General features: G+C 59.4%; 11 protein-coding genes. 6 read left to right on the top strand and 5 right to left on the bottom strand.

Translation table 11 applies throughout. The features are described 5' to 3' along the window. Positions 1-797 (bottom strand): NAD(P)H-hydrate epimerase (locus AACS18_RS11400; protein WP_108614303.1); only part of this gene is annotated, 797 nt, incomplete at its 3' end. 60 nt (positions 798-857) lie between these two features. Here AACS18_RS11400 and queG point away from each other — a divergent pair. Then, the gene (queG, locus tag AACS18_RS11395) at positions 858-2012 is read left to right on the top strand and encodes a tRNA epoxyqueuosine(34) reductase QueG (protein ID WP_108614302.1); all 1155 of its coding nucleotides are present in this window, start codon (positions 858-860) and stop codon (positions 2010-2012) included. A gap of 111 nt (positions 2013-2123) precedes the next feature. Next, positions 2124-2864 carry a polyphosphate--glucose phosphotransferase gene (gene ppgK, locus AACS18_RS11390; RefSeq protein WP_108614301.1) on the top strand — a complete coding sequence of 247 codons (741 nt, stop codon included), beginning with the start codon at positions 2124-2126 and terminating at the stop codon, positions 2862-2864. Between the two features lie 105 nt (positions 2865-2969). On the opposite strand, the gene AACS18_RS11385 is transcribed toward ppgK, so the two are convergent. Continuing rightward, a complete protein-coding gene (locus AACS18_RS11385) occupies positions 2970-3425 on the bottom strand; it encodes a hypothetical protein (protein ID WP_108614300.1) in 456 nt (151 codons plus the stop codon). A gap of 505 nt (positions 3426-3930) precedes the next feature. Between AACS18_RS11385 and metN the strand changes: the two genes are divergently transcribed. The 4 genes from metN to rfaH all read left to right on the top strand — a co-directional run bounded on the left by metN (position 3931) and on the right by rfaH (position 7031). Beyond that, complete coding sequence (gene metN / locus AACS18_RS11380; RefSeq protein ID WP_108614299.1) at positions 3931-4974, top strand: methionine ABC transporter ATP-binding protein MetN; 1044 nt, start codon at positions 3931-3933, stop codon at positions 4972-4974. Beyond that, entirely contained in the window at positions 4955-5608 is a 654-nt protein-coding gene (locus AACS18_RS11375; RefSeq protein WP_005339070.1) for a methionine ABC transporter permease, read from the top strand. Before metN ends, AACS18_RS11375 begins: the two co-directional genes overlap by 20 nt. Positions 5609-5633: 25 nt before the next feature. Continuing rightward, positions 5634-6434, top strand: coding sequence for a methionine ABC transporter substrate-binding lipoprotein MetQ (gene metQ / locus AACS18_RS11370; protein ID WP_108614298.1), 801 nt, complete (start codon positions 5634-5636; stop codon positions 6432-6434). Positions 6435-6530: 96 nt separating this feature from the next. Continuing rightward, positions 6531-7031 carry a transcription/translation regulatory transformer protein RfaH gene (gene rfaH / locus AACS18_RS11365; RefSeq protein WP_108614297.1) on the top strand — a complete coding sequence of 167 codons (501 nt, stop codon included), beginning with the start codon at positions 6531-6533 and terminating at the stop codon, positions 7029-7031. A 54-nt stretch (positions 7032-7085) separates the two neighbouring features. On the opposite strand, the gene AACS18_RS11360 is transcribed toward rfaH, so the two are convergent. The 3 genes from AACS18_RS11360 to AACS18_RS23395 all read right to left on the bottom strand — a co-directional run. Continuing rightward, on the bottom strand, positions 7086-9062 hold the full coding sequence (locus AACS18_RS11360) for a HAMP domain-containing methyl-accepting chemotaxis protein (RefSeq protein ID WP_108614296.1): 1977 nt from the start codon (positions 9060-9062) through the stop codon (positions 7086-7088). Between the two features lie 39 nt (positions 9063-9101). Beyond that, positions 9102-10313: an EAL domain-containing response regulator gene (locus AACS18_RS11355; protein ID WP_108614295.1), complete on the bottom strand. Its 1212-nt coding sequence runs from the start codon at positions 10311-10313 to the stop codon at positions 9102-9104. Beyond that, the coding region (locus AACS18_RS23395) for a hybrid sensor histidine kinase/response regulator (RefSeq protein WP_258228924.1) at positions 10294-11975 on the bottom strand (1682 nt) is incomplete at its 5' end. The genes AACS18_RS11355 and AACS18_RS23395, both read right to left, overlap by 20 nt.

The following is an 11975-nucleotide window of genomic DNA, read 5'->3' as shown; positions in this document are numbered from 1 at the left end:
ACCAGCAGTACCTTGCCATAAGAGCCCTTGTGGGAAGCGCGCGGGCGCGGGGTCAGCTGCGTGCTGAGCTGCGGATAATCGATACGCCAGGCGGCGGGCAGCATAGTGTCATCAGGCGTGACGCCAAGGGGATCACAGTCGAGTTGGCCGACGCAATCCACCCCGTCGCCGGTGAGCATCCCCTGCTTGATACCGATAAAGGTGAGGGTGCGAGTGGCCTGCACCACGGCCCTCATGGCACGGCCGGTATCGCCGTTGAGGCCGGAGGGGAGATCCACCGCCAGCACGGGCACAGCCAAGCCATTGATTGTTGCGACGATCTTTGTCAGTAGTGGCGAGAGGGGCGTGTTGACGCCGGTGCCAAGCAGGGCATCGACCACCAGATCCGGGGCGGAGTGCTGGTCCCCATCAAACTGCTCGGCCAGCCAGACCCGGCCACCGGCCGCCAGCCACTCATCGGCGGCCCGTCTGGCATCCCCCTTCAGCTGGTCGGGTGCTCTGGCGGCAATCACCACCACCTCGATGCCAATCTGGCGGGCAAGGCGGGCCAGTACATAGCCATCACCGCCGTTATTACCGGGGCCGACGAAGATCCACCAGCAGCGACTGTCGGGCCAATGCAGGGTGGCATAGGTGCGCAGCGCGGCACCGGCTCGCTCCATCAGGGCATAGAGAGGTTGCCCCTCACGCGCGGCCCAGTTGCGCTCCAGTGCGCGGATCTGTTCAGTCTGCCACAGCCCCTGTGGTAAACTGCCCCCCTCTTTTGTGCCCAACGCGCCCCTGATGATCTCTACCATGACGGCTCCCGCCTCTTATCAATCGACCCACGCCAGCAAACGCCGGCCAGGCCAAGCCGCATGAGTGCACCTGACTTCCACCAGCTGGCCCACGATATCAAGCTCTGGGCACGGGAGCTAGGTTTTGACCAGGCGGGCATCACCGACACCGATCTGCGTATCGAAGAGCCGAGATTGCAGGCCTGGCTGGATGCGGGCTATCACGGCAGCATGGATTACATGGCGCGCCACGGCATGATGCGGGCGCGCGCCCACGAACTTCTGCCGGGCACGGTGCGGGTGTTGTCGGTGCGGATGAACTACCTGCCGTTCGAGGCGGGCTTCGCCGCTACCCTGCGCGATCCGACCCTCGGTTATATCAGCCGCTATGCCCTCGGTCGCGACTACCACAAAGTGCTGCGCAACCGGCTCAAACAGCTGGGTGATCGCATCGAAGCGCGCTGCGCCGAGCTGTTTCAAGGCACCGCAGATACCTTGGGTGAGTGGCGCCCCTTCGTTGACTCCGCCCCCATCCTCGAGCGGCCACTGGCGGCCAAGGCCGGCCTCGGCTGGGTTGGCAAACACTCACTGCTGCTCAACGAATCGGCCGGCTCCTTCTTTTTTCTCGGTGAGCTGTTGCTCAACCTGCCACTGCCACTCGACCAGCCAGTGGAGAAGGAGCTGTGCGGCAAGTGTGTCGCCTGCATCAATATCTGCCCGACCGGCGCCATTGTCGCCCCCTATGTGGTGGATGGCCGCCGCTGCATCTCCTATCTCACCATCGAGAATGACGGCCCTATTCCGGAAGAGTTCAGACCCCTGATGGGCAACCGCATCTACGGCTGTGACGACTGCCAGCTTATCTGCCCCTGGAACCGCTACGCCGATGCCAGCCCGGAACCCGATTTCAGCCCGCGCCCAAGCCTGCACCGCCCGCCCCTGCTGGCGCTGTGGTGCTGGAGCGAGAGCGACTTTCTCAAGCAAACCGAAGGGAGCCCGATCCGCCGCATCGGTTACCAGCGCTGGCGCCGCAATCTGGCAGTCGCCCTTGGCAATGGCCCGGCGACCCCCGAGGTGATCGCGGCCCTGCAACTGGGGCTGACCACCGCCGATCCCATGGTGGCCGAACATATCGAATGGGCGCTGGCCACCCTTGCCCGGCGTCAGGATGAAGAGAACAAGAAGACCCGTTTGCTGATCCGCTGCATCGAAAAAGGTCTGTCGGATCACGCATAAGTGATCTGCCCCTTGCCGGATTGCAGCACTTTTTTCATGCTCTGCCGACCTGCAGTGCCCATAACAGCGTGGTCACTGCAAACTGGTCGGCACACAACAAGGACAACACAGATGCATATGTTGGGAGTGGATATTGGAGGCTCAGGGATCAAGGGCTGTCTGATCGATACCAAAACCGGCGAATTGATTGGCGAGCGCCATCGCATTGCCACACCGCAACCGGCCACCCCGGCCGCCATCGCCCATACCCTCAAGGCGCTGGTAGAACACTTCGACTGGAAAGGGCCGGTGGGCTGCGGCTTCCCCGCCACCATCCACAACGGGGTTGCCAAGAGTGCCGCCAATATCGACAAGAGCTGGATTGAAACCGATGCAGCCCACCTCTTTGCCGATGTCACCGGCAAGCCCTGCTATGTGCTGAACGATGCCGACGCCGCCGGTCTGGCCGAGATGCGCTTTGGCGCCGGTAAAGATCGCAAGGGTGTCATCATCCTCATCACGGTCGGCACCGGCATCGGTACCGCCGTGTTCGTCAACGGTCATCTGCTGCCCAACACCGAGCTGGGCCACCTGATGCTGGAAGGGATGGTGGCAGAGCACTACTGCTCCGACGCGGTGCGCAAGCGGGAAGATCTCTCCTGGGGCCGCTGGGGCAAGCGTTTCAACAAGTATCTGGCTCGCCTCGAGTTTCTCTTCTCCCCCGATCTCTTCATTCTGGGGGGCGGCAGCGCCTCCAAGCTGGAGAAATTTGTCGATCGCATCGAGACCCGGGCGCCGCTCATTCCGGCAGCCAACCTCAATCAGGCGGGCATTATCGGAGCCGCCCTCTACGCGGCCGAGCAGCAGGGCTGACCGACGCTCACTGCAAATCAGCAGAGATCAAATGGAAAGGGCCCGGCACGGCTGCCGGGCCCTTTTGTTTGGCCGTCTTCTTGCGTGTTTGGCGGCCATCACCCGTTACAAGTCATCGAGTCGATGCACCCCGTGCACCAGTCGGGTCAGGCGGGTCTGCTCCAGCCCAGCCAGATTGTCGAGCAGAGCGGTGGTGGCCGGTGTCGGGCACTCCCTGGCCAGATGACCCAGCTCGCCCACCAACTGCTCTTCCCAGCGGCACACCTGAGTGACGATATCCTGGGTCTGGGCCGAAGCCGGCATCTCGAAGCAGGTGATGGCGGGCAGCATATCCTCGCTGAAACTCTGGTTCAGCCAGGTCTCCCTGACCGCCTCTCCCAGCTGAGCGGCATATTCGTGCAAATGGGCACTGGCCGCATCCTCACGCCCTTGCAGATAGACCAGCAACATCCGGCTGCGTTCGCTGTCCACCTGACTGGTCAAGCGCCCGTAACAGAGTCCGAGCTGGTGATGAACCTGTTCAAGATAGTGCAGCAACTCTTTGATCTGTTGGAATCTCATCGCACTGCCCTCCATGCTTGTCGGCATCATCAGTATAAAAAAACAGCGCCACCGACCCAATCCCTATCCGAGCCCCCCTTGCGCTGCATCAAGGTTGACGACGACAAAGGGGCGGGCAGGTGATCCAGTCGCGAATAGGGAACGATTTGTGCAGCAATTTGTGTAACGATGGAGGAGCATCAGGCTCGATAGCAGATGTGAACAGAAACGGGCTGGCGCACTAATAAAACCAGCATTTACCCGATATAAACCATCTTTAATTCGGCCATATGGCACACAGACGAAACAGGATCTGGATACACGACATATCCTCCCTGATCGTTATCCACCAGACAGAAATCCTTATCACTTTTTTAGACGTCTAGACGTAGAAACATGCGTTGACACGGCCATCCAGACATCTTAGCATCATCCTCCATGATGGCAGAGTAACCCAGTGGAACCTCTGCCCAATTTCCCCGCCTGTAGCGCCCTGTGCTTTAAGGCTGTTAGCACGGAAGAATCCATGATTAAGTTGATCGGTCTCAACAAAGTCTACGGTACAGGCAGTGACGCCGTGCACGCCCTGCGTGACGTGAGTCTGCATGTACCCCAAGGCAAAATTTTCGGGGTGATCGGCGCCTCCGGTGCCGGCAAGAGTACCCTCATTCGTTGTGTCAACCTGCTGGAGCGCCCGACAGAGGGCCAGGTGATTGTCGATGATCAGGATCTGGTCGCCCTGAGCGAACGGGATCTGACCCAGGCTCGCCGCCAGATCGGGATGATCTTCCAGCACTTCAACCTGCTTGCCTCCCGCACCGTGTTTGCCAACATCGCCTTCCCGCTGGAACTGGCAGGCTGGAGCAAAGAGAAGATCCAGCAACGGGTTGCCGAGCTGCTGGCGCTGGTCGGGCTGGAAGCCCGTGCCCACGCCTATCCGTCCGAGCTCTCTGGCGGTCAGAAGCAGCGCGTCGCCATTGCCCGCGCACTGGCACCGGCCCCCAAGGTGCTGCTCTGTGACGAGGCAACCTCGGCCCTCGACCCGCAGACTACCCGCTCGATCCTGACCCTGCTCAAGGAGATCAACGTCAAGCTGGGGCTCACCATCCTGCTCATCACCCATGAAATGGACGTGGTGAAGGGGATCTGTGACGAAGTGGCCATCATCAGCGACGGCAGCCTGATCGAACAGGGCGAAGTGGCCTGGTTCTTCAGCAATGCCAAGACCCAGCTGGCCCGTGACTTCATCCACTCCACCATCCATCTGGAGGTACCGCAGGAGTATCAGGATCGGATGAGCAGCGAGCGGGTGCTCGGCAGCTATCCGCTGGTGAAGCTCGGCTTTACCGGCAGCACGGTCGATACGCCGCTGATTTCCGAGGCAAGCCGCCGTTTCAATATCGACATCAGCATTCTGAGCGCAGACATCGAGTACGCCGGCGGCGTCAAATTCGGTTTCCTGCTGGCGGAGCTGTTCGGGGATGAAGCCCAGTGCGAGGCGACCCAGCAGTTCCTCATCGACAACCACATTCAGCTGGAGGTAATGGGTTATGTCCGAAGCCATGATTAATCTGCTCATCACGGCCCTTGGCGACACCCTGATCATGGTGTTTGCCTCCGCTCTGTTCGGCTGCTTGCTGGGCCTGCCGCTCGGTGTGGCACTGCATGTCACCAAAGCGGGCCAGATCCTGGCCAACCCCTTGCTCAACCGCACCCTGGGCATGGTGGTCAACGTGGGTCGCTCGGTGCCCTTTATCATCCTGCTGGTCGCCATCATTCCGCTGACCCGACTGATTGTCGGCACCAGTATCGGCACCATCGCCGCTATCGTGCCACTGACCGTCGGTTGCATCCCCTTCATCGCCCGTCTGGTGGAAGGAGCCCTGATGGAGGTACCGGATGGCCTGCTGGAAGCAGCCAAGGCGATGGGCGCCAAGCCGTTGCAAATTATCACCAAGGTGCTGCTGCCTGAGGCCCTGCCCGGCATCCTTAACAGCGTCACCATTACCCTCGTCACTCTGGTGAACTACTCGGCCATGGCCGGGGCCATCGGTGGCGGCGGTCTGGGCGATGTGGGTATTCGTTATGGTTACCAGCGCTTTGACCCGACCGTCATGCTGGTGACCGTGGTTATCCTGGTAGTACTGGTTCAACTTATCCAGAGCGCGGGTGAGCGCCTGGTCAACAAATGTGATCATCGTTAATCGTCGATTTCTGACAGGAGGTTTTATGAAATTTGGCATCAAATCCGTTGCGGCTGCCCTACTGGCTGGTCTGGTTCTGGCCGGTTGCGGTCAAAAAGAAGAGAGCAAGGTTCTGAAAGTAGGCGCCATTGCTGGCCCGGAGACCGAACTGGTTGAAGTGGCAGCCAAGGTCGCCAAAGAGAAATACGGTCTGACCGTCGAGATCGTCAACTTCTCCGACTACGTCACCCCGAACGTGGCGCTGAACGATGGCAGCATCGACGTCAACGCCTTCCAGCACAAACCCTATCTGGATGCGCAGGTACGTGATCGCGACTTCAAGCTGATCCCGGTCGGCAACACCTTCGTCTACCCGATTGCCGGTTACTCCAAGAAGATCAAGGCGCTCTCCGAGCTGAAAGATGGTGCCCAGATCGCGGTACCGAACGATCCGACCAACCTGGGTCGCTCGCTGATCCTGCTGGCCAAACAGGGTCTGATCACCCTGAAGGATGGCGCCGGTCTGGAAGCCACCGTGCTGGATATCGCCAGCAACCCGCGCAATTTCAAGATTGTCGAGCTGGAAGCAGCCCAACTGCCCCGTTCGCTGGAAGATGTGGATCTCTCCATCATCAACAACACCTTCGCCGGTCAGATTGGTCTGACCCCGACCGAAAACGGCCTGTTTGTTGAAGACAAAGAGTCCCCCTACGTCAACCTGATCGTGGCACGCGACAACAACAAGGATGACGAAAAGGTCAAACAGTTCGTCCAGTCCTATCAGACCGACGAGGTCTACAAGAAAGGCCTGGAGCTGTTCAAAGGCGGCCTGGTCAAAGGTTGGTAATTGCTCACTCGACAAAAAAGGCCACGCAATGCGTGGTCTTTTTTATTCACGCCGTTATCATAGCTGCGAGCACGGCAACATGAACATATTCATAACATGAAAAAATGGTATCTGGCCTACTGCAAGCCAAAAGAAGAGGCCCGCGCCCGCGCCCACCTCGATGCCCAGGGTATCGAATCTTATTACCCCATGGTGGAGATCGAGAAACTGCGCCGGGGCAAGCGGGTTCCAATGCGGGAACCCATGTTTCCCAACTATCTGTTTATCTTTGTCGATCTGGAAGAGGTCACCCCGGTCACCCTGAAATCGACCCGCGGCATCAGCCGGATCATCCACTTTGGCAGCGAATGGACCCCGATCTGCAGCAAGCTGGTCTATCAGCTGATGAGTCGCGATGACAGTGACGAGGCGCGTGCCAGCTACGCCAGCCTGCCCACCACCGGTGACAAGGTGCTGATTGAAGAGGGGCCGCTGGCCGGTTTCGAAGCCATCTATATGGAACCGGATGGGGAAAAACGGGCCATTTTGCTGGTGAGCCTGCTCAATCGGGAGACCACCAGCAGCTTTGACAACCACGCCTTCAGACGTCTGGACTAAGCCTACCGAGCCAGACAACTCGATGAATGGCAATGGCGGGATGATCCCGCCATCTCACGCTTCAAGATCGAAGCGGGCGATCACCGCCGTCAGCTTGCCGGTATCGCCAGCCAGTCTGGCGACTATCTCCTCACCCTGCTGACTGCGCAGACAGGATTGTCGACTGAGCTCGGCAATGTCATCAACTGTCCCTGCCACCTCGGCTGCCACCCGTGACTGCTGCTCGGTCGCCACCGAAATGGCTTCCAGCTGGCCCGACAGCGACTGCACCAGCTGGTTCATGGCACTCAGGGTATCGGTCACCAATCCAACTGCGTCACGCCCCTGCTCCACCAACCGGGTGCCGCTGCTGACCGTACTCACCGTTTGGCGAGTCTGCTGGGAGATGGCAGCAATGGTCTGGCTGATCTCGGCGGTTGATTGATGGGTTCGAGTCGCCAACTGACGCACCTCATCGGCCACCACCGCAAAACCACGCCCCTGTTCACCAGCCCGCGCCGCCTCGATTGCCGCATTGAGGGCCAGCAGGTTGGTCTGCTCCGCAATGGTGGCGATCACCTCGGTGATCTGACCCACCTGCTCACTCTGATGTTCCAGCAGCCCCATGGCTTCGTTGGCTTGGCCAATCATGGCGGCAATCTGCTGCATGGTGTCAGTCATCCGCGCCAGCGCGGCTTCCCCCTGCCGGGTTTGCTGTTGCACCTGATGGGCCCCATCAGCCGCCCCTGCGATGTTGCCAGCTACATCCCGAGCGCTGACCGACATCTGGTCGATAGCCGCCGCCACCGCATCGACCCGCTGATCCTGCACCGTCAGATCGGCCACTATGGCTCTGGTGGTACTGCCCACATCGAGACAAGCCACCTCGACCTGCCCCACCGCGCCCTGTAACTCCGCGACCAGATGACGTAACTGGGCAGACATCCGGTTGATGGAACCGGTCAATCCACCCAGCTCATCTTGTCGCATGATTGGCAGGGGCTCGGCCGCCAGTCGGCCATCCGCAACCTGTCCCGCCCGGGTCACCAGACTGGCAATGTCACGGGTCAGACGGCGACTAAAGAGCCATGCGACCACCATGCCGAGCACAATGGCACTGCCGGTGGCCAACAACAGTGTCTGGTTGATGGCACTCCCGGCGCGGGTCATCTGCGCAGAGATCTGCTCCACCTCGGCGCGGGTTTTCCCCACCTGCTGGACCAGCTGCTCGCTGAGGCTGGACTGCATCGGCTCGATGTCAGTGGCCATCAGGTAGTTGGCCTGATCCCAATCCGGCGCCTGTCGCTTGCTGATCACCTGTCCCACCAGCTCGGAGAAGGGGGTCGCCATCTCTTCAAACAGCTGCCAGAGGCTGCGCTGGGTCTCGGTAAAGAGCGCGGCTTGCTGTTTCACCTCGGCGACCCGCTGCTGGTGAAACTGGTAGTAATCCTGATATTTGCTGCGGTATTCGGGATCGCCGGAGATAAGAAAATCCCGCAGGGCGGAGAGGGAATTGGCGAGGCTGTTGTAGGCATCCCCCACCTGTTTGAGCAGCATGCGGCGATCGCCCGCGAGCTGATCCTGCGGGGTTGCTACCTCCTCATTGGCAAAGGATTGCAGCTGATCGAGCGCCGCCTCCGCCAGCGGCCCTGCCTCCTGCAGCATCAGGGTGTGAGCGGGCAGATTCTCTTCGCTCTGGGCTATGGTCCAGACCTTCTCCTGATGGCTTTTGAAGGTCTCGAGAGAGTTGGCGAGCGCCGGACTGAACGTCTGATGGGCAATGGCCTGCCAAGCGGAGTCCCACTCCTGCTTGAGGCGGGAGGCCTGAGCCGGATCCTTGCCGAGGATCAGATAGCCACGCAGGGCAGAAACGGTGGCAACTAGCGCCTTCTGGCTCGCCTCATCCCGCTGCAAGGCGGGCAGCGCCTGTTCCAGCAACATGTGCTGGGCCTGATTGATCTGGGTGAGCCGGTGATAGACCAGTGTGGATGAGAGCAGGATCAGCAGGTTGATAAAACCGAAGCTGAGCAGCAACTTGCTTGAGATTTTCATGAACATCCTTGTTCAGAGTGACTGATTTGACCTAAAGATTCAGATAGATATCAGTGTAGGCAATCTATCTTGCCAAGTCCGGTGCCAATCTTGCAATTCACTGCGCGGCATCGGGCGGGCGGAGAAAAAACCCTGGCAAACATCGCAGCCGAGCCTTGCCAGTAATTGCCAGGTTGCGGCATCTTCCACCCCTTCCGCCACCGATTTGAGCCCCAGTTTGCGGGCCAGCTCAATGCTGGATTCGATGATGGCCAAGCGTGATGGGTCGGCATGACAGCGATCGACAAAGGAGCGATCCAGTTTCAGCTCGGTGAACGGCAACAATGCCAGCTGCTGCATCGAGGAGTAACCGGTGCCGAAGTCGTCAATGGAGAGGCCAAAGCCATGCATCCGCAACCGGGTCAGCACCTCCAGCGACTTGCCCAGATCCTGCACAAATGCGCTCTCGGTCACCTCCAGAGTGATAAGCTCAGGATTGATACTCCAGCGCTTGCACTGATCAATCAATAAGTTGCAGAGATCCCCTTCAATGAGCGAGGTGGTGGACAGGTTCATCGACAGATTGAGTGACAACCCGGTTTCCTCCCATAAATGGCCATCACTCAGAGATTTGCTGATGATCACCTCGGTCAACGGATCGATAAGTCCGTTGCTCTCCGCCAGTGAAATAAAACGCCCGGGAGGGATCAGGCCAAACTCGGGGTGTTGCCAGCGGGCCAACGCCTCCATCCCGACCCACTCGCCGGATGCAAAACTCACCTTGGGCTGATACCAGGGCAGCAGTTGATCTTGCTCGATCGCCCGACGCAACTCATCGAGTCCTATTCTGTGCCCCTCTTCCTCCCTGACGGGTTCCTGCCGGGGTGACCAAGCCTGGATAAGCCGCTGGAGCTGCTGCGGCGTTGAGGGTTTCTCTATGCGACCAAGCACCTGCAAGCCATAAGCGGTACTCATGCGCAATACGGCTTCGACCACATCCCCCTCAAGCGCGCTAGAGAGGATAATGCCGCCCTGAAAACCACCCAGCGACAGGCGGCGCAACAGCGCCATGCCATCCATTCCGGGCATTCGCAGATCACAAAACAGGATATCGACGTTGTGTTGCTGGCTAAGCGCCAACGCCTCGACACCATCAACCGCTTCCAGCAGATTCTGGTAACCCAGGCTGCGGATCTGGTGCAGCAGCGCCTTGCGCTGAAATCCATGGTCTTCCACGACCATGATGACCAACTCATGTTGTGCTTTTTTCATCGAGCCATAATCCAATGTCGTGGGCAATCGCCGTCATCAACCTCTGCACAGTGCTGACCAGCTCGTCGAGCTCGTCGAGCCGCTTCAATCGCGCTGCCGATTCCAGTATGGCGGCCTGGCTGGCAAGCTCCTCCAACCCGACCATTCGGGCAGCCCCCTTGACCCGGTGGGCGGTCTCTACCAAGGCGCTGACATCATGACAAATCAGTGCTGCCATCATGGCCTCGCCATCCTGCCGGTTGGAATCGAGATACTCCACCGCCATGGCTCGCGCGGTCAGCTCGTCACCAAACAGCGCCAACCAGCGCTCAGCCTGCATGCCTGTAGCACTATCAACGGGCGCAACCGCACTTCTGGTTGGCGTCTTCTCTGCCAGCCAATGGGCCAGCATCTGGCGCAAGATATCCAGCGGGTAGGGCTTCAGTAACATGTCACTCATGCCAGCCTCTACCATACGAGCACTCGCCTCTTCAGACGTATCTGCCGTTACCCCTATGATGGGAGCCGTCACTCCCGCAGCCCGCAGCGCCTTGGTCAGGGCATAACCATCCATCACCGGCATATGGCAATCAGTCAACAGCAGAGAGAATTGCTGTCCCTGCCAGGCCCGCAGAGCCTTCTCGCCATCTTCCACAACCTGAGCCTCGATACCAAGAATGGCCAACTGCCGTGCCAGCAAGGCACGATTGACCGGATGATCATCGGCCACCAGTACTTTGCCCCCCAGCTTCTCTGCAAGCGCCGGGAGGTGCGGTGTGACCCGCTCCTGTAGCAATTCGTGGCAGCTCTCCAGCAGAAGATCCGGATAGAGAGGAGATAGACCCAGGCGCCACCATTTCTGTTCACCAATCCGACCCCGTAACGCCTCATCGGGTGACGCTATGATCCCCTTCAGAGCAGAGTGTTGCAGCCAGCTTTGCCATTCCCCCCCCAGCGCTTGCTCAAGCCACCGTTGATCGGCCAACAGCAACCCGTCCAGTGAGCGACTGAGCTCATTGGCCCCCAAGTACCTGAGCTTGGCCCCCTGCCGTACCATGGCCGCTTCGAGGTTGGTGTCATCGCTGAAAAACCACCATTCTGTGTCAGCCAGAGCAGGGGGATCCCACTGCGGATTGGTTAGCGGCACGGTGAAGCGGAAGCAGGAGCCCTCTCCTGCCTTGCTGGTCAGTGTCAGTGCCCCCCCCATTTTGCATACCAGCTGCTCACAGATTGCCAACCCCAGTCCGGTGCCACCAAAACGACGGTTGATATCTGACTCCACCTGCTCAAAAGGCGTGAACAGCAGCACCTGCTTCTCTTCGGCGATCCCGATACCGGTGTCACTGACACTGATGGTCAGTTGCTCGCTCAGGTAGCTGACCCGAATCGTAATCCCACCTTGTTCGGTAAACTTCACCGCATTATTGAGCAGGTTGGAGATGACCTGACCGATACGCACCCCATCGATGTCGGCCCAATCCGGCACATGATGCTCCCACTCAAGCACCACGTTGAGCCCCTTGTTATGAGCCAGTGCCGCGTGGCCACGAATGGCATCGCAGATCACCGTTTGCAACCGGCTGCTCTGGTAATTCAACTGCAACTGACCCGCTTCTATCTTGGAAAAATCGAGGATGTCATTGACCAGATAGAGCAGGTTATTGGTCGAGGTGACCACATTGC

It is taken from the genome of Aeromonas sp. HMWF015, from assembly GCF_963878965.1.
Taxonomy (GTDB): Bacteria; Pseudomonadota; Gammaproteobacteria; order Enterobacterales; family Aeromonadaceae; genus Aeromonas; species Aeromonas veronii.
This window is presented reverse-complemented; position numbering and strand designations above follow the sequence as displayed.

Coding starts and splice junctions, on each gene's coding strand:
- queG (WP_108614302.1), top strand. CDS start 858: ATGAGTGCACCTGACTTCCACCAGCTGGCCCACGATATCAAGCTCTGG.
- ppgK (WP_108614301.1), top strand. CDS start 2,124: ATGCATATGTTGGGAGTGGATATTGGAGGCTCAGGGATCAAGGGCTGT.
- AACS18_RS11385 (WP_108614300.1), bottom strand. CDS start 3,425: ATGAGATTCCAACAGATCAAAGAGTTGCTGCACTATCTTGAACAGGTT.
- metN (WP_108614299.1), top strand. CDS start 3,931: ATGATTAAGTTGATCGGTCTCAACAAAGTCTACGGTACAGGCAGTGAC.
- AACS18_RS11375 (WP_005339070.1), top strand. CDS start 4,955: ATGTCCGAAGCCATGATTAATCTGCTCATCACGGCCCTTGGCGACACC.
- metQ (WP_108614298.1), top strand. CDS start 5,634: ATGAAATTTGGCATCAAATCCGTTGCGGCTGCCCTACTGGCTGGTCTG.
- rfaH (WP_108614297.1), top strand. CDS start 6,531: ATGAAAAAATGGTATCTGGCCTACTGCAAGCCAAAAGAAGAGGCCCGC.
- AACS18_RS11360 (WP_108614296.1), bottom strand. CDS start 9,062: ATGAAAATCTCAAGCAAGTTGCTGCTCAGCTTCGGTTTTATCAACCTG.
- AACS18_RS11355 (WP_108614295.1), bottom strand. CDS start 10,313: ATGAAAAAAGCACAACATGAGTTGGTCATCATGGTCGTGGAAGACCAT.